Origin of the sequence: Aeromicrobium sp., from assembly GCF_047606445.1 — a bacterium.
Classification (GTDB): Bacteria; Actinomycetota; Actinomycetes; order Propionibacteriales; family Nocardioidaceae; genus Aeromicrobium.
Map to the genome: position 1 here is coordinate 1 of NZ_JASGEK010000069.1, position 26,617 is coordinate 26,617.

The window sequence follows — 26,617 nt, forward strand, 5'->3', positions numbered from 1 at the left end:
GCGAACACCTCGCGCGTCGACGCGCCCCGGTCGGCGGCCTCGCGCGCGCCCCGGCTCGCGGCGGCGGCGACCGAGAGGATCGTGCCCTCCTGCGGATCGCCGACGGCCTCGTAGGCCGCCGTCGTGGCGCGCTCGAAGGCCGCCGCGACGTGCTCGCCGACGACCTCGCCGTCCGTCGGCAGACCGGACAGGCTGCCGCGCACCAACTGCGACATGATCACGCCGGAGTTGCCGCGCGCGTGCGTCAGAAGCCCGTCGCGGTAGGCCTTGACCTGCTCGACCAGCGTCGCCTCGCCGCCCAGCTCGGCGACCGCCTCGGCCCCGGCGGCGAAGGTGACGAAGGCGTTGGTGCCGGTGTCGCTGTCGGGCACCGGGAAGACGTTGAGCGCGTCGATCTCGGCCCGGGCGGCGGCCAAGGCGTCGGCGCACAGCCGGGTCCAGCGCGCGAACGGCGCCGCGTCGAGACGCAGACTCATGGGCCAGAGATTATCGTTCCCGGAGCCGATTCGCCTCAGGCCTCGCCGGTCGGCTATTCTTGAGCGGTTGCCTTGGCAACCTCGTTCGACTTATCTCTCGATCTTCCAGGAGTGATCACCGTGGCAGCGGTCTGTGACGTGTGCAGCAAGGGACCCGGCTTCGGTCACAACGTGTCCCACTCGCACCGACGCACCAAGCGTCGTTTCAACCCGAACATCCAGCGAGTGCGCGCCGTGGTCGACGGCACCCCGAAGCGCCTCAACGTGTGCACCTCCTGCCTCAAGGCGGGCAAGGTCAGCCGCTGAGCGCCTGACGCTACAGTTCTGGCGTGACCAGCACCACACGAGTCCACGCCTTCGCTGACGACGCACTCGGCGACCTCGACGCTGTCGGGGTCGCCGACGCTATTTCAGCCGGTGATCTGAGTCCCGCCGAAGCGGTCGACACGGCGATCAGCCGGATCGAGGCGGTCAACCAACGATTGAACGCGCTCGTCACGGCGGGCTTCGAGCAGGCGCGCGAACGGGCGGCCGGCCCCCGCGCGGTCGACCCGTCGCTCGCGGCCTTCGACGGCGTGCCGACGCTCGTCAAGGACAACGTCGACCTGGCGGGCCTGCCGACCCGTCACGGCTCGGCGGCCGTCCTCGACCCGCGACCGGCCAAGACCAGCGAGCCGGTGGTCCGGCAGCTCCTGGCCAGCGGCGCCATCGCGCTCGGCAAGAGCTCGCTGCCGGAGTTCGGCTTCAACGCCTCGACCGAGTTCGCCGAGGCCGAGCCGACCCGCAACCCGTGGCACACCGACTACTCCTGCGGCGCGTCCTCAGGCGGTTCGGCCGCGCTGGTCGCGGCGGGCGCGGTCCCCTTCGCGCACGCCAACGACGGCGGCGGCTCGATCCGCATCCCGGCGGCGGCCTGCGGCCTCGTCGGGTTGAAGTTCACCCGGGGCCGCGAGGTCGTGAGCGCGGCGGGCAGGAGCATGCCGGTCAACATCCTGTCCAACGGCGTCGTCACCCGGTCGGTCCGCGACCAGGCCGCCTATCTGGCGAGCGTCGACCGGCACCGCCCGAACGCCCGACTGCCGCGTGTCGGACGGGTCGAGGGCCCCTCGGAGCGGCGTCTGCGCGTCGGTCTGATCCTCGACTCGCTGACCGAGCCCACCGACGACACGACGCGCGCGGCGGTGCTCGACGTCGCCCGCCAGTTGGAGAAAGACGGCCATACGGTCGTCGAGATCGGCCTGCCGGTCGACGACTCCTTCGCCGACCACTTCCTGCACTACTGGGCGCTCTTGGCGTTCTCGATGCACCAGTTCGGCTCGCGGCTGCTGCACACGAAGTACGACGGGCGCAAGAACGACCCGCTCACGCTCGGCCTGGCCCGCGAGCTGCGCCGCCGTCCGTGGCGCACGCCGGCCGCGATCAAGGCGCTCAAAGCCAGCGAGCACGTCTACCGCAACACCTTCGTCGCCGAACAGGTCGACGTGATCCTCTCCCCCACACTCGGCTACGTGACGCCGAAGCTCGGACACCTGTCCCCGGCGAACGGCTTCGAGACGCTCATGCCGCGGCTGCTGAACTACGCCGCCTTCACCCCCGCCAACAACGCCTCCGGCGGACCGGCGATCAGCCTGCCCCTGGCTCAGACCGACGACGGCCGCCCCGTCGGCGTCCACTTCTCCGCCACCCACGGCGACGAGCGGACCCTCCTGGAGCTGGCCTTCGAGCTGGAGCAGTCGATCGGCTTCGCCCGCATCCAGGACTGACGTCCCCCTGGGGCGGTGAGTTGTCCACCTTTCACCGTTCGTCGGTGAGTCCTCCACCCTATGAGGCCTCATAAGGTGGATCAGCCACCGACGGCTAGCCAAAGGTGGACAACTCACCGCCTCCGGGAGTCGAAAGGCAGTGAGTTGCTCAGCGGAAGTGCTCGTAGCCGGGGGTCTCGTCCCATGGCTCGCCGTCGACCATCACGCGGGGGCGGTCGCCGGCCGGGACTGCGACGACGGTGCCGATGCGGGTGAAGCCCTCCGGCAGCTCGGCGTGGGCGGGGAAGGTCGCGACGATGGCGTAGTCCTCGCCGCCGGACAGCACGAAGCTCAGCGGATGGCGGCCGAGGGCCTCCGCGACCGTGACGACCGCCGGCTCCAGCGGGATCAGCCCCGTGTTCAAGTCGATCTGCACCTCGCTGGCCCGGGCGATATGCCCCAGGTCGCCCATCAGGCCGTCGCTGACGTCGATCATGGCGGTCGCGCCGGCCCGGGCGGCGGCCATGCCCGCGCCGTAGGGCGGCTCCGGCACCCGGTGGGCCTGCACCGCCGCGCGCGGCGACCGGAAGCCCCGGCTCAACGCGGCGAAGCCCGCCCCGGACAAGCCGAGCGCGCCGGCCACGGCGACCTGTTGGCCGGACTCCGCGCCGTCGCGGCAGATCGTCTGGTCGGCATGGCCGAGCGCGGTGACCGCGATGGTCAGCACGTCCGAGGCCGCGACGTCGCCGCCGACCACCGCCGCGCCGACCGACCGGCACTCCTCGACGAAGCCGCGCACCATCTCGTCGACCCACGACACCGGCAGGTCGCCGGGCAGCGCCAAGCAGAGCGTCAACGCCGTGGGCCGAGCGCCCATCGCGTTGAGGTCGGACAGATTCGAGGCGGCGGCCTTGCGCCCGACCTCGTGCGCCGTCGACCAGTCCCGCCGGAAGTGGCCCTGGTCGACCAGCAGGTCCGTGGACACGACCACGCTGCCGACGGCCTTCACCTCGGCCGCGTCGTCGCCCGCGCCGACGATCACCGCCGGCGTCGTCGCCAGCGCGTCGGTGATCCGTTCGACCAGCCCGAACTCGCCCAACTCCGCGACCGTCTCGACCGTGAGGTCGCCCGCGCCGCTCTCGCTTGCCCGCATGGAGTTCATTGTGGCTCAGCGCAGACCCAGCGGGCGTTCCAGGGCCAGCTGGAGCAGTCGGTCGACCAGATCGGCGTAGGGCAGACCCGAGGCCTCCCACAGCAGCGGGAACATCGAGGAGGTCGTGAAGCCCGGCATCGTGTTGACCTCGTTGACGACCAGATCGTCGCCGTCGAGGAAGAAGTCGACGCGGGCCAGCCCTTCGCCGCCGATCGCCTCGAAGGCCTGCACGGCGTAGCCGCGGATGCGCTCGGACTCGGTCGGCGAGAGGTCGGCCGGGACGACGTTCGCGCTGGAGCCGTCGAGGTACTTGGCCTCGAAGTCGTAGAAGTCGTGGGCCCCCTCGCGCACGCTCACCTCGCCGACGACGCTCGCCGCCGGCTCGCCGCCCGGCGTGCCGACGACGCCGCACTCGACCTCGCGGGCGCCGACCTTGCCCGCCTCGACGAGCACCTTCGGGTCGAAGGAGCGGGCCTGCTCGATCGCCGGGGCGAGGTCGTCCCACCGGTCGACCTTGACCACGCCCGAGCTCGACCCGGCGCGCGCGGGCTTGACGAAGACCGGCAGGCCGAGCGCGCGCACCCTCGCCTCGACGCGGTCGCGGTCGGCCGACCACTCCGCGGGCTCGACCGGCACATAGGGCACCTGGGGCAGGCCGGCCGCGGCGAAGACCGTCTTGGCGAAGACCTTGTCCATGCCGACCGCGCTCGCCAGCACGCCGGCCCCGACGTAGCGCACGTCGGCCATCTCCAACAGTCCTTGCAGCGTGCCGTCCTCGCCCCAGGGGCCGTGCAGCAGCGGGAAGACCACGTCGGCCTCGCGCACGCTCTCCCACGCGACGGCGGGCGCGTCCTCGGGCACCTGCGGCAGACGACCGGGCTCCAGGTCGGGCCAGCGCGGCTCGGCCGCCACCCAGCGGCCGGTCGGCGTGATACCGATGGCGCTCACCGCGTAGCGGGTCGTGTCGACGACCGACAGCACCTCGCGCGCGGTCAGGCACGACACGCCGTGCTCGCTGGAACGGCCGCCGTAGACGAGGCAGACGCGGATCCTGGAATCGGTGGTCGAGTCGGTCACCGGGCCACCCTACCGCCCGCCGCCCACCTCGTCGGTGACATCGCCCGGGGCAACGGGCACAATAGGCCGCATGTCGGTCCGTCCCACGTCGCTGGAAACCCTCGCCGTCGCCGCAGGACGCCCCGAACGACTCCCGGACGCCCCGCTCAACTCGCCGATCACCCCGGCGAGCGCCCTGATCCCCGGCGGCGCCTCCGACTACGCCCGGCACGCCAGCCCGGCCTGGACCGGCCTGGAGGAGGCGCTCGGCGCGCTGGAGGGCGGCTACTGCATCTCCTTCGCCTCCGGCATGGCGGCGACCACCGCAGTGCTGGAGCTGCTGCCGGTCGGCGCGAAGGTCGTGGCGGCGGCCGGCGCCTACTTCGGCACCGGCGAGGAACTGCGGCGGCGGGCCAAGCGCGGCATCGTCGAGGTCGAGTTCATCGACGTCGCCGACACCGCCGACGTCATCGCCGCCGCCACCGACGCGGCGATGCTGTGGCTGGAGTCGCCCACCAACCCCGAGCTGGAGGTCACCGACATCCGCGCGGTCTGCGCGGCGCTGAAGACGATCGGCGTCGCCGTGGTCGTCGACAACACCCTCGCCACCCCGCTGCGCCAGCGTCCGCTCGACCTCGGGGCCGACTTCGTCGTCCACTCGGCGTCCAAGCTGATCTCCGGCCACTCCGACGTGCTGCTCGGCGCGGTCCTCACCCACGACGACCGAGGCGCCCGGGCGCTGCACACCCGCCGCACCATGACCGGCTCGGTGCCCGGCGCACTGGAGACCTACCTGACCCTGCGCGGTCTGCGCACCCTGCACGTCCGGCTCGACCGGGCCGAGCAGAACGCCCGCGAGATCGCCGAACGGCTGCGCCAGCGCAAGGACGTCGCGAACGTCCGCTATCCGGGCTTCGGCCAGATGATCTCCTTCGAGGTCGTCGCCGGGGCCGGAGCGGCGCAGCAGGTCACCGAGTCCAGCGAGATCGTCGTCTACACCACCAGCCTCGGCGGGGTGGAGACGACGTGGGAGCGCCGTCGGCGTCACGAGGGCGAGCGCGACCAGGTCTCGGAGTCGCTGATCCGGCTGTCGGTCGGCATCGAGAACGTCGAGGACGTCTGGGAGGACGTCGCCCGCTGCCTCGACGTCGGCCGTCGCGCCGAGCTGGGTCAGCGCACCTCGGGCTGAGCCTGACGCGACAGCAGCGCGACCACCAGCTCCTGCGGGGTGATCGACCCCTGCACGAGCGCGTCGACCGCGTCGACGATGGGCATCTCGACGCCGTGCTTGGCGGCCAGCTCCTTGACCGACGTGCAGGATTTGACGCCCTCGGCGACCTGGCGCATCTGCGCGGCCGCCTCGTCGACGCTGAGCCCCTGGCCGAGCTTCTCGCCGAAGGTGCGGTTGCGCGACAACGGCGAGGAGCAGGTCGCGACGAGGTCGCCCATGCCGGCCAGACCCGCGAAGGTCATCGGGTCGGCGCCGAGCGCTCCGCCGAGCCGCGCCGCCTCGGCCAGGCCGCGGGTGATGATGGCGGCCTTGGCGTTGTCGCCGAAACCGAGGCCGACCGCGACGCCGACGGCCAGGCCGATGACGTTCTTGGTGGTGCCGGCCAGCTCGCAGCCCACCACGTCGGTGTTGGTGTAGGGGCGGAAGGAGGGCGAGTGCGAGAGCGCCTGCAGCCGCTCGGCGACCGCCTCGTCAGCGCACGCGATCACGCTGGCGGCGGGCTCGCGGCGGGCGATCTCCTTGGCGAGGTTGGGGCCGCTGAGCACCGCGATCCGCTCCGGCCCGGCGCCCGTCAGCTCGGCGATGACCTCGCTCATGCGCAGGTGGGTGCCCAGCTCGACGCCCTTCATCAGGCTCACCATGACCGCCTCGGAGCCGATGTGCGCGCCCCAGTCGGCGAGGTTCGCGCGCAGCTGCTGCGACGGCACCGCCAGCACGACCACCTCGGCGCCGTCGAGTGCCTCGGCGGGGTCGGCCAAGGCGGTCAGGTTCTCCGGCAGCGGGACGCCCGGCAGGTAGTCGGGGTTCTCGTGCGTGGTCGCGATGGCCTCGCACAGTTCCGCGCGGCGGCCCCACATGCGCACCTCGTTGCCGGCGTCGGCGAGGACGACGCCGTAGGCGGTGCCCCACGAGCCTGCTCCCATGACTGCGATCCGTGCCATCACTGCTCCTTCGCGGGGTGGTTGTCTTCGAGTTTTCGCTGCACGTCGCGCACCTCGACGCGCGGACCGCTCGGCAGCTCGCCGCGGATGTCGGAGACCAACGCCGTGAGGGCGTCCATGAGGCGCTCGGTGGCCTCGTGGAGGAGTTCCTCGGTGAGCTCGCGGCCCTCGAAGTCGGTCAGGTCGACGGGGTCGCCGACGCGCACGTGGACCGTCTTGCGCGGGAGGACGCGCAGCCGTCTGCCGTAGGGCCACAGGATCTCCTGCGCGCCCCACTGGGCCAATGGGATCAGCGGGCGTCCGCTGGACAGCGCCACGCGCACCGCGCCGGTGCGACCGGTCATCGGCCAGCAGTCGGGATCGCGGGTGAGGGTGCCCTCGGGGTAGATCGAGACGACCTGGCCCGCCCCGACGGCGGCCACGGCGGCGCGCAGCGACTCGGCGGCCGCGCCGGTGCCGCGGCAGACGGGGATCTGCTCGGCGCCGGCGAGGATGCGGCCGACGACCGGCATGTCGAAGAGCGTGCTCTTGGCGAGGAAGCGCGGGGCGATCCCGTGGTCGGCCATGAAGTGCGAGAGCAGCAGCGGGTCGAGGTGGGAGAGGTGGTTGGGGGCGAGCACGTAGCCGCCCGACGGCAGCTTCTCCGCGCCCTGCCAGTCGCGTTTCGTGAGCAGCATGAGCCACGGCCGCAGGACGCGCACGACCCAGCGCGACGTCCGCGGCATGCCCGACCATCGACCCATGGGGGCGACCCTAGTACGGGCGGGGTCACCCCCATGAGTCCGGTCGCACCGCTACAGGGTGGCGGGCTTGAACGGCAGGCGCCGGGCCTCGTAGGCGGCGATGTCGTCCTCGTGGGAGAGGGTGATCGCGATGTCGTCGAGGCCCTCCAGCAGGCGCCAACGGGTGTAGTCGTCGATGGCGAAGGGGGCGGTGATCTCGCCCGCGCTGACCGTGCGGCTCTCCAGGTCGACGGTCACCTCGGCGCCCGGGTTGGCCTCGACGTGCTCCCAGAGCGCGTTCACGACGTCCTCGTCGACCTGCGCGGCGAGCAGGCCCGCCTTGCCGGAGTTGCCCCGGAAGATGTCGCCGAAGCGGGAGCTGACGACCACCTTGAAGCCGTAGTTCTGCAGCGCCCACACCGCGTGCTCGCGCGAGGAGCCGGTGCCGAAGTCGGGACCGGCGACGAGCACCGTCGACTTCTCATAGGCGGGCTGGTTGAGGACGAACTCCGGGTCGCCGCGCCAGGCGGCGAAGAGGCCGTCCTCGAAGCCCGAGCGGGTGACCCGCTTGAGGTAGACCGCCGGGATGATCTGGTCGGTGTCGACGTTGCTGCGGCGCAACGGGGCCGCGACGCCGGTGTGCGTGGTGAACTTCTCCATGACTCAGGCTCCTGCCTTCTGCAGATCGGCGGGGCTCGCCAGGTGGCCGAGCACGCCCGTGGCGACGGCGACCTCGGGCGAGACCAGGTGGGTGCGTCCGCCCTTGCCCTGGCGGCCCTCGAAGTTGCGGTTGGACGTCGACGCGCTGCGCTCGCCCGGCTGCAGGGTGTCGGGGTTCATGCCCAGGCACATCGAGCAGCCCGCTCCGCGCCACTCGGCGCCGGCCTCCTTGAAGACGACGTCGAGGCCCTCCTCCTCGGCCTGCAGGCGCACGCGCACCGAGCCGGGGACGACGAGGACGCGGGTGTTCTCGGCGACCTTGCGGCCGCGGATCAGCTCGGCGGCGGTGCGCAGGTCCTCCATGCGGCCGTTGGTGCACGAGCCGATGAAGACGGTGTCGACCTGGATGTCGCGCATCGGGGTGCCGGCGGTCAGGCCCATGTACTCCAGCGCCCGCTCGGCGGCGACCTTCTCGTTCGGGTCGTCGAAGTCGTCGGGCGAGGGGACGTTCGCCGACAGCGGCACGCCCTGGCCGGGGTTGGTGCCCCAGGTGACGAACGGCGTGATCTGCGTGGCGTCGATCGTGACGACCTTGTCGAAGACGGCGTCGTCGTCGGTGGCCAGGCTCGTCCAGTAGGCGACGGCCTCGTCCCACGCCTCGCCCTCGGGCGCGTGGGCGCGTCCCCTGATGTACTCGAACGTCGTCTCGTCGGGGGCGATCAGGCCGGCCTTGGCGCCCCACTCGATGCTCATGTTGCAGATGGTCATGCGGGCTTCCATCGACAGCTTGCGGATGGCCTCGCCGCGGTACTCCACGATGTAGCCCTGGCCGCCGCCGGTGGTCTCCTGCGTGATGAGCGCGAGGATGAGGTCCTTGGCGGTCGAGCCCTCGGGCAGGTCGCCCTCGACCTCGACGGCCATCATCTTCGGCTTGGCCTGCGACAGCGACTGCGTGGCGAGCACGTGCTCGACCTCGGAGGTGCCGATGCCGAAGGCGATGGAGCCGAACGCGCCGTGCGTGGAGGTGTGCGAGTCGCCGCAGACGATGGTCATGCCCGGCTGGGTCAGGCCCAGCTGCGGGCCGACGACGTGGACGATGCCCTGGTCGATGTCGCCCATCGGGTGCAGGCGCACGCCGAACTCCTCGGCGTTCCTGCGCAGCGTCTCGACCTGGGTGCGCGAGACCGGGTCGGCGATGGGCTTGTCGAGGTCGGTCGTCGGGATGTTGTGGTCCTCGGTGGCCAGCGTCAGGTCGGGACGGCGCACCTGCCGACCCGACAGGCGGAGTCCGTCGAAGGCCTGGGGGCTGGTGACCTCGTGGATGAGGTGGAGGTCGATGTAGAGCAGATCGGGTTCGCCGTCCGCGCTTCGGACGACGTGGTCGTCCCAGATCTTCTCAGCCAGTGTTCTGCCCATGAGTGCCACTTCCTCGTCGTTATTGGGCTTGCGTCTCACGATTCGATACGGCAGTATCAAGACATGGACAATTCTAGCGGAGTGGGTGTCCTCGACAAAGCCGCACTGGTACTGGCGGCTCTGGAGCCCGGACCCGCCACGCTGGCCGGCCTCGTGGCCGCCACCGGGCTGGCCCGGCCGACCGCCCACCGCCTCGCCGTCGCGCTGGAGCACCACCGCCTCGTGGCCCGCGACATGCAGGGGCGCTTCATCCTCGGCCCCCGCCTCGGCGAGCTCGCCTCGGCCGCCGGCGAGGACCGGCTGCTGGCCGCGGCCGGGCCCGTGCTGGCCCGGCTGCGCGACATCACCGGCGAGTCGGCGCAGCTGTTCCGCCGTCAGGGCGAGCACCGCGTGTGCGTGGCCGCCGCCGACCGGCCCACCGGCCTGCGCGACTCGATCCCCGTGGGCAGCCAGTTGACGATGGCCGGCGGCTCGGCCGCGCAGATCCTGCTCGCCTGGGAGGACCCCGAGCGCATGAACAAGGGCCTGCTCAAGGCGAACTTCTCGGCCGCCGAGCTGGCCGCCGTGCGTCGGCGCGGCTGGTCGCAGAGCGTCGGCGAGCGCGAGAGCGGCGTCGGCTCGGTCTCCGCGCCGGTGCGCTCCCCCTCCGGCAAGGTCGTCGCGGCCGTGTCGGTCTCCGGACCGCTGGAACGCTTGACGCGACAGCCGGGACGCATGCACGCCCCGGCCGTCGTCGCCGCCGGCGAACGCCTCTCGCAGAGCCTCCGCCGCGGGATGTGACCGGCGTCAGGCCAGTTCGTCGAGGAGCTGCGCCTTGGTCTTGCGGGAGTAGCCGACGACGCCGCGCGCCTTGGCCTCGGCCCGCAGCTGCGCGACGGTCCACGAGGAGTCCGGGGCGGGGGCGTCGGAGGTGGTCGACTCCTTGACGGCGGCGGCCTTCTCGACCACCGCGTCCTTGGCCTCGCCCGCCTTCCGGGCGGTCTTCTCGACGGCCTCCTCCACCGCGTCCTCGACCTGGTCGGCCACGTCCTCGGCGTTGTCGGCCACCCGCGCGGCGAACGCCTGAGCGTCCTTGGCGGCCTTCTTCGCGAGCTTCTTGGCGCGCGCCTGGTAGCCCTTCGCCTCGGCCTTGTACTCGTCGGCCTTCGCCTTGTACTTCTCGGCGAGCTTCTTGTAGGCGCCGACCACGTCGGCGCGCTCGGCGAGCTGTTCCTCCAGCTTGTCGATGCGCTTCTCGTACTTCTTGACGAGCGCCTTCAGGTCGGCGACGGCCTTGTCGGTCTTACTGGTCTTCTTTTTGCCCATGGCCCCATCAGAACAGGCCGGGGCGCTCCATGTCGAGTAGGACACGCTTGCGCTCGACGCCGCCGGCGTATCCGGTGAGGTTCCCGTCCGAGCCGACCACCCGATGGCAGGGCACGACGATGGGGATCGGATTGGCTCCGTTGGCCGCGCCGACAGCCCGCGAGATGACCGGCTCGTAGCCGAGACGGCGCGCGATGTCGCCGTAGGTGGCCGTCTCGCCGTAGGGGATGCGGCGCAGCTCGCCCCACACCTTGCGCTGGAACTCGGTGCCGTCGGCGGCCAGCGGCAGGTCGAACTCGGTGCGCGTCCCGGCGAAGCACTCCTCCAGCTGGGCTTGGGCGGCGTCGAGCACCGGGTCGGCGACGTTCCGGCCGCGCGGCTCGGCCCCGAAGTCGACAGCGGTCAGCAGCCCCGCCGAGCTGTGCAGCCGAAGCCCGCCGACGGGCGAGTCCATATAGCGCGTGGCCATGTCAGCCCCTCGTCCGCTTGGGCTTGCGGCGGACGCGTTTGTTGTCGCCGGCGACCTCGAACAGGTCGATGGCCTTGACCAGGTCGCTGAACTTGGCGTAGCCGAAGTTGCGCGGCTCGAAGGACGACTGGTTGCGGATCAGGTTGCTGACCTGCGAGAGCGTCGCCCAGCCGTCGTCGTCGGCGGCGTCGTCGATGGCCGAGCGCATGAGGCTCATCAGACGGCTGTTCTGCTTCAACTGGGCGCCGGTGCGACGCTGCGGACGCTCCGACTCCCCGCTCTGGTCCTCGTCGTCGCCGTCGGCGCCGAGCGCCTCGACCTCGAAGAAGCGCGAGCAGGCGTTGCGGAAGGGCTCGGGCGCCTTGGCCTGGCCGAAGCCGATGACCTCCGCGCCGGACTGCCGCAGCCGCATGACGAGCGGGGTGAAATCGGCGTCGCTGGACACGATCGCGAAGCCGTCGACGTCGCCGGCGTGCAGCAGGTCCATCGCGTCGATGACCATGGCGATGTCGGAGGCGTTCTTGCCCTTGGTCAGGTCGAACTGCTGCACCGGCGCGATGGCGAACTCGTGCAGTTTCTCCGACCAGCCCTTGAGCTCGTCCTTGCGCCAGTTGCCATAGGCCTTGCGGACGTTGGCCTTGCCGTACTCGGCCACCCGGCGCAAGATCGCCTCGACCTTCGCGGCTTGGGCGTTGTCGGCGTCGATGAGGACGGCCATGCGGAGGTCGGGGGCAGCCATGCGGCCAGCCTAGGTCACCTGCGGTCGCCGCGCGGCAGCGCTGCGAGCGTCGCGGCCGCCTCGTCGGGCAGGGGCGTGTCGACGGCCTCGGCGTCGGCGGCGACCTGCTCGGGAGTCGTCGCGCCCACCACGACCGACTCGACCTCGTGGCGCGCGGCGAGATATCCGAGCGCCATCTCCGGAAGCGTCATGCCCAGATCCGCCGCGTGCGCCTCCAGCGTCTCGATCAGGTCCCAGTCGGCGCCGACGAGACGTTCGGGGTGACGGCTCAGCCGCGATCCCGGCGGCGGCATCTTGCCCCGCTGGTACGCGCCGCCCAGCAGGCCTTGGGCGAGCGGGAAGTAGGGCATCAGCCCGACGCCCTCGCGCAAGCACACCTCGGCGAGGTCGTCCTCGGCGCCGCGGTGGTAGAGCGAGTAGTCGTTCTGCGTGGTCACGAACCGCTCGAAGCCGTAGGCGTCGGCGGCGGCCAGCGCCTCGCTCAGCTCCGCGCCGGTGAGGTTGGAGACGCCGATGGCGCCGACGAGCCCCGCGTCGACCAGTTGGGTGAGCGCGCCGATGGTGTCGGCGAACGGCGTCACCCGGTCGGGCGTGTGCCACTGGTAGAGGTCGATGCGGTCGACGCCGAGCCGCCGCAGGCTGGCCTCGACGGCCCGTCGGATGTAGGCCGGGGAGGAGCGCGCGGTCTCGTCGCCGTTCTGGCCCTCCATCGTCATCCCGAACTTGGTGGCGATCACCACCTCGTCGCGCCGCCCGGCGAGGACGCGGCCCAGGATCTCCTCGCTGGCCCCGACCCCGTATGCGTCGGCGGTGTCGAAGCTGGTGACGCCCGCGTCGAGCGCCGCGTCGACGACGGCTCGGGCGGCGTCCTCGTCGAGACGGGAGCCGAAGGAGAGGCAACCCAGGGTCATCGGACTCAGCGACAGCGTGCTCACCTCGTCATCCTGGCACGCTTCGAGACGGTCGCCGTCACCTGCCGCGTGCTAGGACTGGGAGGAGTCGAGGAGAGGAAGACCTGTGTCCCGTGCCCGTGCCTTCGCCCAGGTCGACGTGTTCTCGCCGACCCCCTATCGCGGCAATCCGGTGGCGGTGGTCCTGGACGGCGCCGGGCTCGACGACGACGCGATGCGCCAGGCGGCGTCGTGGACGAACCTGTCCGAGACGACCTTCGTCCTGCCGCCCGTCGACGAGCGGGCCGACTACCGGCTGCGGATCTTCACGCCGACCGGCGAGCTGCTCTTCGCCGGCCATCCGACGCTCGGGTCGGCGCGCGCCTGGCTGGCCCACGGCGGCGTCCCGCGCGACCCCCGTGCGGTCGTCCAGGAGTGCGGGGCGGGCCTGGTCCCGATCCGCGTCGACGGCGACACGCTCTCCTTCGCCGCCCCTCCCGTGCTGCGCTCCGGGCCGCTCGACGACGCCGACCTCGCCCCGCTGCTCGCCGGCCTGGGCCTGGCTCGTGAGCAGATCGTCGACCACCGGTGGGTCGACAACGGCCCCGGCTGGGCGGCCGTCCGGCTGGCGACCGCCGAGGAGGTGCTGGCGCTCGACCCCGACTTCTCCCTCATGCCCGACGCGAAGGTCGGCGTGATCGGGGCCTACCCCCAGGGGTCGCGGCACGCCTTCGAGATCCGCGCCTTCGCGCCGGGAGTCGGCGTGCCGGAGGACCCGGTCACCGGCAGCCTCAACGCCTCGGTCGCCCAGTGGCTCACCGGCGCGGGCGAGGCGCCCGAGCACTACACGGTCTCGCAGGGGACCCGCCTGGGCCGCACCGGCGAGGTCGTCGTCACCGTCGAGGGCGACACCGTCTGGATCGGCGGCGCGGCCACGGTCTGCTTCCACGGCGTCGCCACGCTCTGAAGGAGAGCCACGCCCCCACCCGGACGTTCACCCAGCGCGTCGTCACGCCCGACGACCATGAGAAAAGCCACCTCCGAAGAGATGGCTCCCTGTACCCCGTACCGGATTCGAACCGGCGATCTCCGCCTTGAGAGGGCGGCGTCATAACCGCTAGACCAACGGGGCAAGCACACAAGCTCCCGCCAGGAGAGCTTGGTACCCCGTACCGGATTCGAACCGGCGATCTCCGCCTTGAGAGGGCGGCGTCATAACCGCTAGACCAACGGGGCAAGGAACGAGTCAGTGGCTTCCGACTCTTTCGCTGGGGTACCAGGACTCGAACCTAGAACAACTGAACCAGAATCAGCCGTGTTGCCAATTACACCATACCCCAATGATTCCAGGGCGAACCCGAAACCGAGAGACAACTCTATCCCATGGCGCGAGCATCCACGACGCGGGGTCGAGCCACCTCAGAGCACCGCCGACAAACGACTGAGCGAGCGCTCGCGGCCCAGCAGTTCCAGTGATTCGAACAACGGCGGGGACACCCGGCGGCCGGTGACGGCGACCCGCACCGGGCCGAAGGCCAGACGCGGCTTGAGACCGAGCCCGTCGACGAGCGAGGCACGCAAGGCCGCCTCGATCGCCTCGGTGGTCCAGTCGTCCAGCGCGCCGAGCGCCTCGTGCGCGGCCTTGACCACCGCGCGCCCCTTCTCGTCGAGCTGCTTGGCGGCGTCGGTCTCGTCGACGGTGAAATCCGCCTCGTCGACGAACAGGAAGCGCAGCATCTCGACGGCCTCGGTGAGCTTGCCCATGCGCTCGTGGACGAGCGGCGTGGCGGCGGCGAGCAGGGCGGCCTGCTCGCCGCTCACCTCGTCGCCGAACAGGCCCGCCGCCTGGAAGTACGGGACCAGACGGCGCTCGACCTCCTCGGTCGGCAGCAGCCGCACGTGGTCGCCGTTGATCGCCTCGCACTTGGCGAGGTCGAAGCGGGCCGGGTTCGGGTTGACGCGGGTGATGTCGAAGGCCTCGACCATCTCGGCGACGGTGAACACGTCCCGCTCGGCGTCGATCGACCAGCCCAGCAGCGCCAGGTAGTTGAGCAGGCCCTCGGGCAGGAAGCCCTCGTCGCGGTAGCCGAGCAGATTCGACTCCGGGTCGCGCTTGGACAGCTTGCGGTTGCCCGAGCCGAGCACGTACGGCAGGTGCGCGAAGCGCGGCGTCGAGCCGTCGCCGACGCCGATCTCGGCGAACGCCTCGTACAGCGCGATCTGGCGCGGCGTCGAGCTGAGCAGGTCCTCGCCGCGCAGCACGTGGGTGATGCCCATGAGCGCGTCGTCGACCGGGTTGGTCAGCGTGTAGAGCGGGTGGCCGTTGGCGCGCACGATGACGAAGTCCTGCACGTTCTCAGCCCCGAAGGTGATCGGGCCGCGCACGAGGTCGTCGAAGGTCCAGTCCTTCTCCGGCATCTTGAAGCGGATGACCGGCTGGCGGCCCTCGGCCTCGTAGGCCGCCCGCTGCTCGGGCGTGAGGTCGCGGTGCAGGCCGTCGTAGCCGCTCGGGCGGCCCTCGGCGCGCGCCTTCTCGCGGCGCTCCTCCAACTCCTCGGCGGTGTCGTAGGCCTTGTAGGCGAGACCCGCGTCGAGCAGCTTCCGGGCGACGTCGGCGTAGACGTCCATGCGCTCGCTCTGGCGGTAGGGGCCATTGGGGCCGCCGACCTCGACGCCCTCGTCCCAGTCGAGGCCGAGCCAGCGCATCACGTCGACGAGCAGCTGGTAGGACTCCTCGCTGTCGCGGCTGGCGTCGGTGTCCTCGACGCGGAAGACGAAGCGGCCGCCGTGGTGGCGCGCGAAGGCCCAGCTGAACAGGGCGGTGCGCGCCATGCCAACGTGCGGGTTGCCGGTCGGCGACGGGCAGAAGCGGGCGACGACCGGCTTGCCGCCGGTCAGGGTCGTGTCAGTCATGGGAGACCACCTGGTTGATGAGCGAGCCGATGCCGGAGATGGTGACGCCGACCGAGTCGCCGACCTCCATCGGGCCGACCCCCTCGGGGGTGCCGGTCAGCAGCACGTCGCCGGGCAGCAGCGTCATGAAGCTGGAGATGTGGGCGACGACGGCGGGCACGTCGAAGACCATGTCGGCCGTCGTCGCGTCCTGCCTCGTCTCGCCGTTGAGCGTGGTGCGCACCCGCAGGTCGGCCGTGTCGAGGTTGGTCTCGATCCAGGGGCCGAGCGGGCAGAAGCTGTCGAAGCCCTTGGCCCGCGCCCATTGGCCGTCGGCGGCCTGGAGGTCGCGCGCGGTGACGTCGTTGGCGACGGTGTAGCCGAAGATCACCTTGTGGGCGTCCTCCGGGGCGACGTCGCGGCAGATGCGCCCGATGACGACCGCCAGCTCGCCCTCGAAATGCACGTCTCTGCTCTGCCGCGGATAGACGATCGGCTCGCCCGGACCGATGACCGAGGTGTTCGGCTTGAGGAAGACCAGCGGCTCGGCTGGGACATCGCCGCCCATCTCGGCGGCGTGCGCGGCGTAGTTCTTGCCGACGCACGCGACCTTGCTGCGCGGGATGACCGGGGCCAGCAGCCGCACGTCGGCCAGCGGGACCTTCTCGCCGGTCAGCTCGAAGCCCGCGTACAGCGGGTCGCCTTTGAGCACCGCGATCATCGGGGCGCCGTCCTCCTCCCCCACGACGCCGAACCTGGGGTCGTCCTCACCGGCAAATCTCGCGACACGCACGGGGCGAGCCTACCGGGCGCCGTGTCCGACAGAGCGGTGGTACCGCGCGGTCAAACCCGGTGCTACGCTCCGCGAAGAAAAGCAAGCCTCACCTAAACCGATGTGGTTCTAGCGAAAGACACCCATGGTCGCCACCTTCATCATCGGCCTGCGCGAAGGCCTGGAAGCCGCCCTCGTCGTCGGCATCCTGCTGGCCTATGTGACCAAGATCGGCCGCGACGACGTCAAGGGCCGCATCTGGGCCGGGGTCGGCTGCGCGGTCGCGCTGTCGCTCGGCGTCGGCGCGCTGCTCACCTTCGGCGCGTACGGGCTCACCTTCGAGGCCCAGGAGTTCATCGGCGGCACGCTGTCGCTGGTGGCCGTCGGCTTCGTCACCTACATGGTGCTGTGGATGGCCCGGGCGGCCCGGAACCTCAAAGGCGAGCTGGAGTCCGGGATCGACCGGGCGCTCACCGGCTCGGACTGGAGCCTGATCGCCATCGGCTTCTTCGCCGTGGCCCGCGAGGGCGTCGAGTCGGCGCTGTTCCTGTGGAGCGCGGTGCGCAGCTCCGGCGGCGGCGCTCCCACCTGGCTCGGCGCGGTGCTCGGCTTCGGATGCGCCTTCGCGCTCGGCGCGGCCATCCATCGCGGCGCGCTGCGGATCAACCTGGCGAAGTTCTTCCAGTGGACCGGCGCCTTCCTCGTGGTCGTGGCCGCCGGCGTGCTCGCCTACGCCGTCCACGACCTCCAGGAGGCCCGTTTCCTGCCCGGCCCCTTCGAGTCCGGCGCGGCCCCCTGGTACGGCGAGGGCGCGTGGCTGTTCCGCGTCCCCGACCTCATCGACCCGTCCGGCTTCCCGGCGGCCCTGCTCAAGGGGACCGTCGGCTTCTCCCCCGAGATGACCAAGCTCGAGGTGATCGCCTGGGCGCTCTACCTCGCCGTGGTCATGACCCTCTTCTGGCGCCGCACCCGCGCGACGTCAGCCCCCCGAAAAGGAGCATCATGAGATCCATCCGCCCCTCCCTGGCCCGGACCGCCGTCCTGGCGGTCGCCGGGACCGTGGCCCTGACCGGCTGCGTCAAGAACAGCGACGGCGACGCCATCGAGGTCACCAGCAGCGCGGACGCCTGCGAGGTCGCCTCCGACTCCGTCGAGTCCGGCACGGTCACCTTCGACGTCGAGAACACCGGCGACGAGGTCACCGAGTTCTACGTGCTCGCCGACGACGGCCTGCGCATCGTCAGCGAGGTCGAGAACATCGCCCCCGGCGCCAGCCGCGACCTCACCGTCCAGCTCCAGCCGGGCGACTACTTCACCACCTGCAAGCCCGGCATGGTCGGCGAGGGCGTCGACCAGAAGGCCTTCACGGTCACCGGCGAGGCAGTGGAGGTCTCCGAGAGCGACCAGGAGGCCATCGACGCCGCGGTCGCCAGCTACACCGCCTACACCAAGACCCAGGTGGCCGAGCTCGTGACGAACGTCGAGGCGTTCGCCACCGCGTACAAGGACGGCGACGACGAGGAGGCGAAGCGGCTCTTCCCGTTGACCCGCATCAACTACGAGCGTATCGAGCCGACCGCTGAGAGCTTCGGTCCCCTCGATCCGAAGATCGACTACCGCAAGCCCATGGCCGAGGCCGAGAACATGGACTTCACCGGCTTCCACCGCATCGAGATGGACCTGTGGCTCGACGAGGCGAAGGCCAACTACCCCGGTGAGAACATCACGGCGCTTGACGCCGACGGCCGCGCCGAGGTGGCCGACCAGCTGGTCGCCGACGTCCAGGCGCTCTACGACGAGGTCCACTCCGACAACTTCGAGCTGACCATCGACGGCATCACCAACGGCGCGAGCGGACTTCTCGACGAGGTCGCCACCAGCAAATTGCCTGGTGAAGAGGACGAGTTCAGCCACACCGATCTGTACGACTTCTACGCGAACGTCGAGGGCGCAGAGGTCGCTTACGGCACCGTCCGCGATCTCGCTGAAGCCAAGGGCGAGGAGGGTGAAGCACTCGTGGCTGAGCTCGACGAGCAGTTCGCCACCATGAAGGAGTTGCTGAATACCTATGGCAGCTACGAGGACGCCGACCCATTCGTCTCCTACGACAGCGTCACCGATGAACAGCGCAACGAGCTCGCTGCTCAATTGACGGCCCTCAGCGAGCCGCTGTCACGTCTGACCAGCGTAGTCTTGCCGAAGTGACGACAAGCGACACCACCGAGGGCTCCCCGTCCGGCGTCAGCCGTCGGGGGGCCCTCGGCCTCGCCGCGGCCGCTGCGGCGGCTGGGGCCGTCGGCTACGTCGGCGGTCGTCAGAGTGGCGGCGACGAACCCGTCGACGAGGGACAGACGGTCTACCCCTTCTGCGGGGAGCACCAGGCCGGCATCACCACCCCGGTGCAGAAACACCTGTACTTCGCCAGTTTCGACATGATGGACGACACTGGCCGTGACGATCTCATCACTCTCTTCCAGGAGTGGACCGACGCCGCCGAGCGCATGGCCCGTGGCGGCGAAGTCGGCCAGACGGGCGCCATCGGCGGCTCACCGTTGGCCCCGCCGGACGACACCGGCGAGGCGATGGGACTGGGCGCGCACGGGCTGACGCTCACCTTCGGGCTCGGCCCGTCGCTGTTCGAACGCGACGGCGACCCGTTCGGCATCGCCGACCGCCAGCCGCCGGAGCTCCGCACGCTGCCGCTGTTCGCCTTCGACCTGTTGGAGGACCCGATCAGCGGCGGCGACCTGTGCGTGCAGGCGTGCGCCGACGACCCGCAGGTGGTCGTCCACGCGATCCGCAATCTCAGCCGGATCGCGGCGGGCCGTGCGCATGTGCGCTGGACGCAGCTCGGCTACGGCCGCACCTCGCGCACCAGCACCGAGCAGCAGACCCCGCGCAACCTGTTCGGCTTCAAGGACGGGACCGCGAACATCCTCGCCGACGACGCCGAGGCGCTCGAGAAATGGGTGTGGGCGAGCGACGGCTGGATGGCGGGCGGCTCCTACCTCGTGGCCCGCACGATCCAGATGACCATCGAGATCTGGGACCGCACCCGCCTGGAGGGGCAGGAGGAGGTCATCGGACGGACCAAGGGCGAGGGCGGCCCGCTGAGCGGCGGGACCGAGTTCGCCGAGCCGGACTTCTCGGCGAAGACCGGCGGCGACCTCGCCATCGCCGAGACCGCGCACGTCCGCCTGGCCCACCCGGACGTGAACGGCGGCGTCCGACTGCTGCGGCGCGGCTACAACTACGTCGACGGCAACAACGACCTCGGCCAGATCAACGCCGGCCTGTTCTTCCTCAGCTTCCAGCGCGACCCGGAGCAGTTCGTGACCGTGCAGAACTCGCTCAAGACCGACGGCCTCAACGAGTACATCCGCCACATCGGCTCCGCCGTCTTCGCCATCCCCCCCGGCGTCCGCGACGGCGAGTACCTCGCCCAGGCGCTGTTCGAGTAGATCTCAGGCGCTGCCGTAGCGGCGGTTGCGGCGGGCGTACTCCTCGACGGCGGCGAACAGGGCGCGGCGGTCGACGTCGGGCCAGGCGATGTCGCTGAAGACCATCTCGGCGTAGGCCGACTGCCACAGCAGGAAATTGCTGGTGCGCTGCTCGCCCGAGGTGCGCCAGAACAGGTCGACGTCGGGCATCCACGGCTCGTCGAGATAGCGCGCGAAGACCTTCTCGTCGATCTTGTCGGGGTTGACCCGGCCCGCCGCGACGTCGCGGGCGAGCGCGGCGGCGGCGTCGGCGACCTCGGCCCGGCCGCCGTAGTTGACGCACATCGTGAGCGTCAACACTTTGTTGTCATAGGTCAGCTCCTCGGCCGCCTCCAACTCCTTGATGACGCTGCGCCACAGACGCGGCCGCCGTCCGGCCCAGCGCACCCGCACGCCCAGCTCGTGCATCTCGTCGCGACGACGCCGGATGACGTCGCGGTTGAAGCCCATGAGGAAGCGCACCTCCTCCGGCGAGCGCTTCCAGTTCTCCGTGGAGAAGGCGTAGGCCGAGACCGCCTCGACGCCCAACTCGATGGCCCCCTCGACCACGTCGAAGAGCGCCGCCTCGCCCATCTCGTGCCCTGCCGTGCGCGGCAGTCCGCGCTCCTTGGCCCAGCGTCCGTTGCCGTCCATGACAATGCCGACATGGCGCGGGATCAGCTCGGCCGGCAGGTCGGGAGCCCGGACGCCCGAGGGGTGGGGCGTCGGCGGGCGGGGGCTAGCCGACGGGGACGGCGGGGGCGGGACGGGCCTCATGCGAGAACGCCTCTCCTCGATCGACGTGGGGCAGGGAGCGCAACGAGCGTTCCAGGTGCCAGGACACATAGGCCGCGACGATTCCGGCCGCCTCGCGGCGCGCGCGTTCCTGCGAGGCCTCGGCGGCCGCCCAGTCGCCGGTCAGCAGCGCGGCGAGCAGCGCGACCGTCGGCGGGCTCGGCGCGGCCGACCCGGGCGCCCGGCAGGCGTCGCACAGGATGCCGCCGGACCCGGCGTGGAAGAAGCGGTGCGGACCGTCGGCGCCGCACCGCGCGCACGCGCCGAAACTCGGGGCGTAGCCGGCGATGGCGAGCGCCCGCAGCTGGTAGGAGTCGAGCAGCAGCCCCGCGCTCTGACGGCGACAGCTCAGCGCCCGCAGCGCGCCGACGAGCAGCTGGTACTGCGGCGTCGAGGCCTCGGAGTCCTGCGGCACGACCCGCTCGGCGGTCTCCAACATGACGGTGCCCGCCGTGTAGGCGCTGTAGTCGACGCAGATGCGCAGCGCGAACGGGTCGATGGACTCCGCCTGCGTGACGATGTCGAGCTGGCGGCCCTCGGCGAACTGGAGGTCGACGTGCATGAACGGCTCCAACCGTCCGCCGAGCCGGCTCGTCGTCTTGCGCACCCCTTTGGCGACCGCGCGCACCTGCCCGTGCTCACGGGTCAACAGGGTGATGATGCGGTCGGCCTCCCCCAGCTTGTGGGTGCGCAGCACGACCGCCGCGTCGCGGTACAGGCTCACCGCTCCATCCTGCCACCTCCCCACGACAGAACTGGTCAGTCGAGGCAGAATTCGTTGCCCTCGGGGTCGGCCATCGTGATGAAGCCCTGCTCCATGCGGCCGTCGGGCTCGACGCGGTACAGACGATGCGCGCCCAACGCGACGAGACGCTCGCTCTCGGCCTCCAAGGCGGCCATGCGCTCGTCGCCGACCGCGCCCGGCGCGACCCGGAGGTCGAGGTGGACGCGGTTCTTGCCCGCCTTCTCCTCCGGCACCCGCTGGAAGAAGATCCGCGGTCCCGCGCCGTCGGGGTCGACCGCCGCCGACCGGGAGTCGTGATGCTCCGGCGGCACGCCCCACGCCGTCAACGCCTCGGCCCAACTGCCGAACGGCTCCGGCGGCGGCTGCACGACATAGCCCAGGGCCTCGGCCCAGAACTCCGACAGCGCGCCCGGCCGCGCCGCGTCGAAGGTGATCTGCACTTCTCTGCTCATGAGACCACTGTCCCGCACGGCGCCGACATAATTCGCGCGCCTCGACTCACTCGCTCGCCAGCTGGACGGCGTCGAGGCGGTCGAGGAGTTCGGCGATGACGGCCGAGTCGTGGCGGCCGGCGGCCCGCAGGTCGAGCAGCGCCTCCCGCTGGTCCTCGATCACGGCGCTACGCAGTTCGCGGTAGTCGCGCATGCGCTGCTTCCAGTCCGGCGCGGACTCGTCGCCCGCCCACGCCCGGACCGCCGCGGGGGTGCCGCGATGGCGCACCTCCTCGACCACCGTCGGGTCGATCGCGCGCCCGTCGAAGCCTTCGAGCCGGACCTCGTCGCAGCGGGCCGTCGCGACGTCGGCCAGAGCCTCGGCCAGCGCCTTCGCCTGCCGTTTGCGGGCGGCGGTGCGGTCGTCGACCACCCCCAGCGCCCGCACGACGAACGCCAGCGTGCCGCCCTGCAGCAGCAGCGACGCCCCCGCGACCACGAACGCCACCAAGACCAGCAGATCGCGCTGGGCGAGGTCGTGCGGCAGCGTCTGGGCCGCCGCGACGGTGATGCAGCCGCGCATGCCCGCCCAGACCAGCACCACGCCCTCGCGCGACCCGAGGTGGTGCTCCTCGTAGAAGGCCATGTCGGCCTCGCGCCGCTCGATGGCCTGCAACGCCCGACGACGCCGCGTCTCGGAGTGCCGTTGCGCCTGCGGCGAGGCGAGGAAGTCGCGGAACGCCGCGATCCGGGGACGCAGCGTCTCGTGTCGTTTGCGGTCCTTGTGCAAGACCAGCAGCAGCCCTCCGGTGAACACGACCCGCGCGCCGCAGACGACGCCCAAGGCGAGCGCGCTGGCTCCCACGAGCAGCCCGACCGACTGTCCGCTCCGGTCGAAGTCGTTCCACAACGGACGCAACTGCAAGCCCATCGCGAGGAAGACCGCGCCCTCCAACAGGAAGGCGATGGTCCGCCAGTTGACCCGCTCGGCGACCCGGTCCTCCGGCCGCAGCTCGACGTAGCCGCGCGAGCCGATGCCCAGGCCCGCCACGACCACCGCGACGAGCCCCGAGCCGCCCAGGTGCTCCGACGGCGCGTAGGCGACGAACGGCACGATGAAGCTGATCGCGGTCGCCACCGTCGCGTCGCGGACCAGCGACCTCGCCAGCAGGCTCAGCGCGGCCACCACGAGCCCGACGAGCACCGCCACCGCCACGGCGCGCAGCAGATGCAGCCCGACGTCGAGCACCGAGACGGCCGCGCCCGTCGCCACGATGGCGCTGCGCAACAACACGAGCGCGGTGGCGTCGTTGAACATGCTCTCGCCGTCGAGCACGGTCAGCAGCCGTTGCGGCGCCCCGGTGCGCCGGGCGATCGACGTCGCGACGGCGTCGGTCGGGCTGACGATGGCGCCCAGCGCGAAGGCCTCCGCGAAGCCGACGCCCGGCACGACCGTCGGCAGCAGCACGCCGAGTCCCGCCGACGTCGCCACGACGAGCAGCACCGACAGCCCGCTGATCGATTTCAGGTCGCGCCGGAAGTCGGTGACCGGCATCGTCACGGCCGCCGCGTACAGCAGCGGCGGCAGGACTCCGGCGAGGATGATCTCCGGGTCGATCTGACCCTGCGGCACCCCGGACACGAAGGACAGCCCGACGCCGACCGCCACCAGCGACAGCGGCGCCGCGATGCCGAGCCGCGGCGAGACGACGCTGACGACCACCACGATCACGACGCCGAGCACCGCGAGTTCCACCGTCTCCATGCCCCGATACTGACAGGTTCGGTCCAGTCTCCTCAGCCCTGATCCACCGACTCGGTTTCCGGTTGTGCTTTCGGGGTGATTTCGGATACCGATGTGTCCGCTGCCGCTGTGTGGGCGTGACAGGGCTGCCGGTCTGTCCGGCTCGGCGACCGCGGCCTCGCTGACCCGCTGCCGAGTTGCTCGTACCGTTCGGCATCGGGGTACTTGACCGTGGTCCAGGCGTCCTCCCCGAACCGGGAGAGAGGCCGAACAGGCGGGAACCAGGGCTCGAACCCCGCCACCCCGCGCCCAGGTCGCCTGGAGTCGCATCCAGATCAGCGTTTCCCCAGGTCTACGGCGACAGGAAGGCGGTGAGCGCGCGGGTGTAGGGCTCGACGTCGGCGGTCGCCATCTGCTCGCGCGCGGAGTGCATGGCCAGCTGCGGGGCGCCGACGTCGACCGTCGTGATCCCGGTCCGGGCGGCGCTCATCGGGCCGATGGTCGAGCCGCACGGCAGGTCGGCGCGGTGGACGTAGCGCTGCAAGGGCACGTCGGCGGCCTCGCAGGCCCGGGCGAAGGCGACGGCTCCGCGCGTGTCGGTGGCGTAGCGGAGGTTCTGGTTGACCTTGAGCACCGGGCCGCCGCCGGCGGCGATCCGGTGCAGCGGCTCGTGCCGCTCGGCGTGGTTGGGATGGGTCGCGTGGGCCATGTCGCCGGAGGCGCAGACCGACGCGGCCACCGCGCGGTGCACGTCGTCGCGGCTCCCCCCCGCGGCCAGCACCGTCCGCTCGATCACGGTCGCGAGCAGGTCGGACTGGGCGCCCCGCTCGGAGGCGCTGCCCACCTCCTCGTGGTCGAACAGGACCAGCACCGGGCGCACGCCCTCGACCTGGGGCGCGTCGACCATCGCCCGGACGCCCGCCCAGCAGGTCGCCTGGTTGTCGAGGCGCGGCGCGGCGAGGAAGTCGCCGACGACGGCGCTCGGCTGGGTGTCGGCGGTCATCAGCTCGAAGCCGAGCACGTCGGCGGCGTCGAAGCCCTCCCGGCGGCCGAGCCAGGCCAGGAACGGCTCGTCGTCGGCGTGGCCGGCCCAGATCGCGTCGAGGTGGCGCTGGCGGTCGGGCGACCCCTGGGCGTCGCGGTCGAGGTGGACGGCGAGGTTCGGCACCCGCAGGATCGGCTCGGCCACGTGGACGAGGCGTTCGGAGCCGTCGCGCAGGCCGATCCGTCCGGCGACGGTGAGGTCGCGGTCGAGCCAGGTGGTCAGCAGCGGCCCGCCGTAGGGCTCCAGCGCGACCGTCGAGAGGTTCGCGAACCGGCGGTCGTGGCGCTGTTTGAGCCGCAGGTTCGGGCTGTCGGTGTGCGCGCCGACGACGCGGAAGGCGTCGGCCGGATCGGTGGAGGCGACCGTCGACCAGGCGGCCAGCGACCCGCCCCGGCGCACGAGGTAGCGGCCCGGCTCGCTCGGCCACGGGTCGCGCTCGTCGACCTCGGCCCACCCCGCCCCGGCCAGCAGCCCCGCCGCCGTCGCGCACGCGTGGAACGGCGACGGCGAGGCGTCGACGAACTCGATCAACTGCTCCACGGCGTCCATGCGGGCGAGTCTAGGGCGATCGACTCGTGTCGGCGAACCACCCGCGTGTGAGGATCGGCCGGTGACTCCGACCGCCCCGCCCCGCGCGTACCCCGAGCTCGACGGGCTCCGCGCGCTGGCGGCGCTCGCCGTGGTCGGCACGCACACGGGTTTCTGGGCCGGCGTCTACGGACACGGTCTGCTCGGCGCCGCCGCGCACCGGCTCGAGGCCGGCGTCGCGGTGTTCTTCGTGCTCTCGGCCTTCCTCCTCGGCCGGCCGCACGTGGCCCGCGCGCTGACGGGCGCGCCCGTCGAGCCGGCCCGGCGGTACTACCGCAAACGCTTCTTCCGCGTCTGGCCGGTCTACGCCGTCACCGTGGTCGCGGCGCTGCTGATCCTCCCGCAGAACCGGGGCGCCGGCCTGTGGACGTGGCTGTGGGAGCTGTCGCTGGTCGACCATCTCACCGGACGGCGGCTGCCGGAGGGGCTGACCCAGATGTGGAGCCTGTCGGTCGAAGTCTGCTTCTACCTCGTCCTGCCGCTGCTGGGCTGGCTGCTGGCACGCGCCGGCGGCGGCTGGGCAGGGGGACTGCTCGCCTGGGTGGGGCTTCTCGCCGTCGGCGGCGTGGCCTACTCGGCGCTCGTGTGGTCGGTCGACGCCGGGTGGGCCGAGACGCTGCGCCATCAGCTCCCGGCCTACCTGCCCTGGTTCGCCGCCGGGCTGTTCCTGGCGGTGCTCGCCGCCGACGCCGACGCCGAGCGTCCCCGGCCGCTCACCCAGACGGCGGTGGTCGTCGCGCGGGAGCGGCTCGCCTGCCGGGCGGCCGCGGCGGCGCTGTTCGTCGTGCTCGCCACCCCGGTCGGCGGGCCGGTCGGCCTGTTCCAGCCCGGCGTCGGCGGCGCGCTCGCCCGGCAGATCGGCTACGGGCTGATCGCGCTGCTCGTCGTCGCGCCGAGCGTGCTGGCCCCGCGGGCGACCTCGCCGCTCGCCCACCCGCTCCTGCGCCATCTCGGACGCACGTCCTACGCGCTGTTCTGCTGCCATCTGACCGTGCTGGCGCTCATCGTCGAGCAGGGCGGGCTGACCCAGTTCGCGATCTCCTGGCCGCTGCTGTTCCTCGGAACCGCCGTCGTCGGCCAACTGGTCGGCGAAGTCCTCTACCGCTGCGTCGAACGGCCGTCGCTGCGGCTCGGCCGAGGCCGGACCAGCGCCGAGGCCGCCACCACGGCCAACGCCGCCAGCGCGCACCACTGAGCCGCGAGCGGCGTCAGCAGCGGCGCGTCCGCCGACGCCGTGACGACCCCCGCGACGACCATCGCCACCGCCGCCAGCGCCCCGGCGGCCCGGCGGCCCGGCCTGCCTCGGAGCAGCGCCCAGGCCGCCGC

The 26,617-nt window shown here is 71.7% G+C and carries 27 protein-coding genes and 3 tRNA genes; 9 read left to right on the forward strand and 21 right to left on the reverse strand.

The window, feature by feature from the left end:
• Positions 1-476 (reverse strand): DAK2 domain-containing protein (locus QM621_RS13060; RefSeq protein ID WP_414990826.1); only part of this gene is annotated, 476 nt, incomplete at its 3' end.
• Between the two features lie 120 nt (positions 477-596).
• On the opposite strand from QM621_RS13060, the gene rpmB reads away from it, so the two are divergent.
• Positions 597-782, forward strand: coding sequence for a 50S ribosomal protein L28 (rpmB, locus tag QM621_RS13065; RefSeq protein WP_414990827.1), 186 nt, complete (start codon positions 597-599; stop codon positions 780-782).
• A 23-nt stretch (positions 783-805) separates the two neighbouring features.
• On the forward strand, positions 806-2,239 hold the full coding sequence (locus tag QM621_RS13070) for an amidase (protein WP_414990828.1): 1,434 nt from the start codon (positions 806-808) through the stop codon (positions 2,237-2,239).
• A 148-nt stretch (positions 2,240-2,387) separates the two neighbouring features.
• Here the strand turns inward: QM621_RS13070 and QM621_RS13075 are convergent, their stop codons facing one another.
• A complete protein-coding gene (locus tag QM621_RS13075; protein WP_414990829.1) occupies positions 2,388-3,371 on the reverse strand; it encodes a thiamine-phosphate kinase in 984 nt (327 codons plus the stop codon).
• 15 nt (positions 3,372-3,386) lie between these two features.
• Entirely contained in the window at positions 3,387-4,448 is a 1,062-nt protein-coding gene (locus QM621_RS13080) for a D-alanine--D-alanine ligase family protein (protein WP_414990830.1), read from the reverse strand.
• A 70-nt stretch (positions 4,449-4,518) separates the two neighbouring features.
• On the opposite strand from QM621_RS13080, the gene QM621_RS13085 reads away from it, so the two are divergent.
• On the forward strand, positions 4,519-5,616 hold the full coding sequence (locus QM621_RS13085) for a trans-sulfuration enzyme family protein (protein WP_414990831.1): 1,098 nt from the start codon (positions 4,519-4,521) through the stop codon (positions 5,614-5,616).
• Here the strand turns inward: QM621_RS13085 and QM621_RS13090 are convergent.
• From QM621_RS13090 to leuC, 4 genes are read right to left on the reverse strand one after another with little or no spacing between them, the layout of a single operon-like run.
• A complete protein-coding gene (locus QM621_RS13090) occupies positions 5,598-6,599 on the reverse strand; it encodes an NAD(P)H-dependent glycerol-3-phosphate dehydrogenase (RefSeq protein ID WP_414990832.1) in 1,002 nt (333 codons plus the stop codon). The two genes, QM621_RS13085 and QM621_RS13090, sit on opposite strands and share 19 nt — an antisense overlap.
• Positions 6,599-7,342 carry a lysophospholipid acyltransferase family protein gene (locus tag QM621_RS13095; RefSeq protein ID WP_414990833.1) on the reverse strand — a complete coding sequence of 248 codons (744 nt, stop codon included), beginning with the start codon at positions 7,340-7,342 and terminating at the stop codon, positions 6,599-6,601. The genes QM621_RS13090 and QM621_RS13095 overlap by 1 nt, the downstream gene beginning before the upstream one ends.
• Positions 7,343-7,393: 51 nt before the next feature.
• Entirely contained in the window at positions 7,394-7,981 is a 588-nt protein-coding gene (gene leuD, locus QM621_RS13100; RefSeq protein WP_414990834.1) for a 3-isopropylmalate dehydratase small subunit, read from the reverse strand.
• Positions 7,982-7,984: 3 nt separating this feature from the next.
• Positions 7,985-9,397 (reverse strand): 3-isopropylmalate dehydratase large subunit, encoded by a 1,413-nt coding sequence (leuC, locus tag QM621_RS13105; RefSeq protein WP_414990835.1) that lies wholly within the window; start codon positions 9,395-9,397, stop codon positions 7,985-7,987.
• A gap of 63 nt (positions 9,398-9,460) precedes the next feature.
• On the opposite strand from leuC, the gene QM621_RS13110 reads away from it, so the two are divergent.
• Positions 9,461-10,177: an IclR family transcriptional regulator gene (locus QM621_RS13110; RefSeq protein ID WP_414990836.1), complete on the forward strand. Its 717-nt coding sequence runs from the start codon at positions 9,461-9,463 to the stop codon at positions 10,175-10,177.
• A 6-nt stretch (positions 10,178-10,183) separates the two neighbouring features.
• Here QM621_RS13110 and QM621_RS13115 read toward each other — a convergent pair whose 3' ends face one another.
• Genes QM621_RS13115 through QM621_RS13130 form a run of 4 tightly spaced genes read right to left on the reverse strand, consistent with a single transcriptional unit; the run spans position 10,184 to position 12,845 of the window.
• Positions 10,184-10,702 (reverse strand): hypothetical protein, encoded by a 519-nt coding sequence (locus tag QM621_RS13115; RefSeq protein WP_414990837.1) that lies wholly within the window; start codon positions 10,700-10,702, stop codon positions 10,184-10,186.
• Between the two features lie 7 nt (positions 10,703-10,709).
• On the reverse strand, positions 10,710-11,171 hold the full coding sequence (locus QM621_RS13120) for a methylated-DNA--[protein]-cysteine S-methyltransferase (RefSeq protein WP_414990838.1): 462 nt from the start codon (positions 11,169-11,171) through the stop codon (positions 10,710-10,712).
• 1 nt (position 11,172) lies between these two features.
• Positions 11,173-11,910 carry an NYN domain-containing protein gene (locus QM621_RS13125; protein ID WP_414990839.1) on the reverse strand — a complete coding sequence of 246 codons (738 nt, stop codon included), beginning with the start codon at positions 11,908-11,910 and terminating at the stop codon, positions 11,173-11,175.
• A gap of 14 nt (positions 11,911-11,924) precedes the next feature.
• Entirely contained in the window at positions 11,925-12,845 is a 921-nt protein-coding gene (locus tag QM621_RS13130) for an aldo/keto reductase (RefSeq protein ID WP_414990840.1), read from the reverse strand.
• Between the two features lie 82 nt (positions 12,846-12,927).
• Between QM621_RS13130 and QM621_RS13135 the strand changes: the two genes are divergently transcribed.
• Positions 12,928-13,767, forward strand: coding sequence for a PhzF family phenazine biosynthesis protein (locus tag QM621_RS13135; protein WP_414990841.1), 840 nt, complete (start codon positions 12,928-12,930; stop codon positions 13,765-13,767).
• Between the two features lie 92 nt (positions 13,768-13,859).
• Here QM621_RS13135 and QM621_RS13140 read toward each other — a convergent pair.
• The 5 genes from QM621_RS13140 to QM621_RS13160 form a co-directional block, all read right to left on the reverse strand.
• A tRNA-Glu gene (locus tag QM621_RS13140) sits at positions 13,860-13,932 on the reverse strand.
• Positions 13,933-13,960: 28 nt separating this feature from the next.
• Positions 13,961-14,036: transfer RNA gene (locus tag QM621_RS13145), tRNA-Glu, on the reverse strand.
• 32 nt (positions 14,037-14,068) lie between these two features.
• Positions 14,069-14,140: transfer RNA gene (locus QM621_RS13150), tRNA-Gln, on the reverse strand.
• Positions 14,141-14,219: 79 nt separating this feature from the next.
• Positions 14,220-15,713: a glutamate--tRNA ligase gene (gene gltX / locus QM621_RS13155; protein WP_414990842.1), complete on the reverse strand. Its 1,494-nt coding sequence runs from the start codon at positions 15,711-15,713 to the stop codon at positions 14,220-14,222.
• Positions 15,706-16,485 (reverse strand): fumarylacetoacetate hydrolase family protein, encoded by a 780-nt coding sequence (locus tag QM621_RS13160; protein WP_414990843.1) that lies wholly within the window; start codon positions 16,483-16,485, stop codon positions 15,706-15,708. The genes gltX and QM621_RS13160 overlap by 8 nt, the downstream gene beginning before the upstream one ends.
• A gap of 124 nt (positions 16,486-16,609) precedes the next feature.
• Between QM621_RS13160 and efeU the strand changes: the two genes are divergently transcribed.
• From efeU to efeB, 3 genes are read left to right on the forward strand one after another with little or no spacing between them, the layout of a single operon-like run.
• Entirely contained in the window at positions 16,610-17,470 is an 861-nt protein-coding gene (gene efeU / locus QM621_RS13165) for an iron uptake transporter permease EfeU (RefSeq protein ID WP_414990844.1), read from the forward strand.
• Complete coding sequence (gene efeO / locus QM621_RS13170) at positions 17,467-18,669, forward strand: iron uptake system protein EfeO (protein ID WP_414990845.1); 1,203 nt, start codon at positions 17,467-17,469, stop codon at positions 18,667-18,669. The genes efeU and efeO overlap by 4 nt, the downstream gene beginning before the upstream one ends.
• Entirely contained in the window at positions 18,666-19,925 is a 1,260-nt protein-coding gene (efeB, locus tag QM621_RS13175; RefSeq protein WP_414990846.1) for an iron uptake transporter deferrochelatase/peroxidase subunit, read from the forward strand. The genes efeO and efeB overlap by 4 nt, the downstream gene beginning before the upstream one ends.
• Before the next feature lie 3 nt (positions 19,926-19,928).
• On the opposite strand, the gene QM621_RS13180 is transcribed toward efeB, so the two are convergent.
• The 5 genes from QM621_RS13180 to QM621_RS13200 form a co-directional block, all read right to left on the reverse strand.
• The gene (locus tag QM621_RS13180; protein WP_414990847.1) at positions 19,929-20,720 is read right to left on the reverse strand and encodes an isoprenyl transferase; all 792 of its coding nucleotides are present in this window, start codon (positions 20,718-20,720) and stop codon (positions 19,929-19,931) included.
• Complete coding sequence (gene recO, locus QM621_RS13185; RefSeq protein ID WP_414990848.1) at positions 20,683-21,462, reverse strand: DNA repair protein RecO; 780 nt, start codon at positions 21,460-21,462, stop codon at positions 20,683-20,685. The genes QM621_RS13180 and recO overlap by 38 nt, the downstream gene beginning before the upstream one ends.
• A gap of 35 nt (positions 21,463-21,497) precedes the next feature.
• Positions 21,498-21,935, reverse strand: a complete 438-nt coding sequence (locus QM621_RS13190) for a VOC family protein (RefSeq protein WP_414990849.1) — start codon at positions 21,933-21,935, stop codon at positions 21,498-21,500.
• 46 nt (positions 21,936-21,981) lie between these two features.
• Complete coding sequence (locus QM621_RS13195; RefSeq protein ID WP_414990850.1) at positions 21,982-23,679, reverse strand: cation:proton antiporter; 1,698 nt, start codon at positions 23,677-23,679, stop codon at positions 21,982-21,984.
• Between the two features lie 331 nt (positions 23,680-24,010).
• Positions 24,011-25,252 (reverse strand): M18 family aminopeptidase, encoded by a 1,242-nt coding sequence (locus QM621_RS13200; RefSeq protein WP_414990851.1) that lies wholly within the window; start codon positions 25,250-25,252, stop codon positions 24,011-24,013.
• Positions 25,253-25,313: 61 nt separating this feature from the next.
• Between QM621_RS13200 and QM621_RS13205 the strand changes: the two genes are divergently transcribed.
• Positions 25,314-26,486, forward strand: a complete 1,173-nt coding sequence (locus QM621_RS13205; protein ID WP_414990852.1) for an acyltransferase family protein — start codon at positions 25,314-25,316, stop codon at positions 26,484-26,486.
• The last annotated feature ends 131 nt before the right edge of the window (positions 26,487-26,617 follow it).

Excerpts from the sequence above, each read along its gene's own strand:
- QM621_RS13075 (WP_414990829.1), bottom strand. The coding sequence starts at position 3,371 with ATGCGGGCAAGCGAGAGCGGCGCGGGCGACCTCACGGTCGAGACGGTC.
- QM621_RS13085 (WP_414990831.1), top strand. The coding sequence starts at position 4,519 with ATGTCGGTCCGTCCCACGTCGCTGGAAACCCTCGCCGTCGCCGCAGGA.
- QM621_RS13090 (WP_414990832.1), bottom strand. The coding sequence starts at position 6,599 with ATGGCACGGATCGCAGTCATGGGAGCAGGCTCGTGGGGCACCGCCTAC.
- QM621_RS13095 (WP_414990833.1), bottom strand. The coding sequence starts at position 7,342 with ATGGGTCGATGGTCGGGCATGCCGCGGACGTCGCGCTGGGTCGTGCGC.
- leuD (WP_414990834.1), bottom strand. The coding sequence starts at position 7,981 with ATGGAGAAGTTCACCACGCACACCGGCGTCGCGGCCCCGTTGCGCCGC.
- leuC (WP_414990835.1), bottom strand. The coding sequence starts at position 9,397 with ATGGGCAGAACACTGGCTGAGAAGATCTGGGACGACCACGTCGTCCGA.
- QM621_RS13110 (WP_414990836.1), top strand. The coding sequence starts at position 9,461 with ATGGACAATTCTAGCGGAGTGGGTGTCCTCGACAAAGCCGCACTGGTA.
- QM621_RS13115 (WP_414990837.1), bottom strand. The coding sequence starts at position 10,702 with ATGGGCAAAAAGAAGACCAGTAAGACCGACAAGGCCGTCGCCGACCTG.
- QM621_RS13120 (WP_414990838.1), bottom strand. The coding sequence starts at position 11,171 with ATGGCCACGCGCTATATGGACTCGCCCGTCGGCGGGCTTCGGCTGCAC.
- QM621_RS13125 (WP_414990839.1), bottom strand. The coding sequence starts at position 11,910 with ATGGCTGCCCCCGACCTCCGCATGGCCGTCCTCATCGACGCCGACAAC.
- gltX (WP_414990842.1), bottom strand. The coding sequence starts at position 15,713 with ATGACTGACACGACCCTGACCGGCGGCAAGCCGGTCGTCGCCCGCTTC.
- efeU (WP_414990844.1), top strand. The coding sequence starts at position 16,610 with ATGGTCGCCACCTTCATCATCGGCCTGCGCGAAGGCCTGGAAGCCGCC.
- efeO (WP_414990845.1), top strand. The coding sequence starts at position 17,467 with ATGAGATCCATCCGCCCCTCCCTGGCCCGGACCGCCGTCCTGGCGGTC.
- QM621_RS13180 (WP_414990847.1), bottom strand. The coding sequence starts at position 20,720 with ATGAGGCCCGTCCCGCCCCCGCCGTCCCCGTCGGCTAGCCCCCGCCCG.
- QM621_RS13190 (WP_414990849.1), bottom strand. The coding sequence starts at position 21,935 with ATGAGCAGAGAAGTGCAGATCACCTTCGACGCGGCGCGGCCGGGCGCG.
- QM621_RS13195 (WP_414990850.1), bottom strand. The coding sequence starts at position 23,679 with ATGGAGACGGTGGAACTCGCGGTGCTCGGCGTCGTGATCGTGGTGGTC.
- QM621_RS13200 (WP_414990851.1), bottom strand. The coding sequence starts at position 25,252 with ATGGACGCCGTGGAGCAGTTGATCGAGTTCGTCGACGCCTCGCCGTCG.